A 477-nucleotide genomic window follows, 5' to 3' on the forward strand; every position below is an offset into this window, starting at 1 on the left:
CTCACAAATTTTACCTTAGCCTGATCCGTTACCAGTGAAAGTAACGTTCAGTCTATCTTTCTATCACATACCCAAATTTTTAAAGAACGATCTAATCAAAAGACTAGAAATCAGCATTCACCATCACAGCGATGGAATGCTCATTTCTAAGCTTTCAAACTTCAGAAGCAGTGGTGGTGGAGCCAAGCGGGATCGAACCGCTGACCTCCTGCGTGCAAGGCAGGCGCTCTCCCAGCTGAGCTATGGCCCCGTATTTCTACAGGTTTCCCACACAAAAATTGGTGGGTCTGGGCAGATTCGAACTGCCGACCTCACCCTTATCAGGGGTGCGCTCTAACCAACTGAGCTACAGACCCAATTTCGGGCTGCTTCTATCGTCTTCTTCAATGAATCAAGCAATTCGTGTGGGAACTTATGGAGCAGCTGATGTCGTCGATTAAGGAGGTGATCCAGCCGCAGGTTCCCCTACGGCTACCT

General features: G+C 48.4%; 2 tRNA genes. Both read right to left on the minus strand.

The features are described from left to right. Positions 1-174: 174 nt before the first annotated feature. A tRNA-Ala gene (locus tag J1G18_RS27875) sits at positions 175-250 on the minus strand. A 29-nt stretch (positions 251-279) separates the two neighbouring features. After that, positions 280-356 (minus strand) — tRNA-Ile (locus J1G18_RS27880). Positions 357-477 lie beyond the last annotated feature (121 nt).

The sequence above is a fragment of the Pseudomonas sp. MIS38 genome (assembly GCF_019891575.1).
GTDB classification, from domain to species: Bacteria; Pseudomonadota; Gammaproteobacteria; order Pseudomonadales; family Pseudomonadaceae; genus Aquipseudomonas; species Aquipseudomonas putida_A.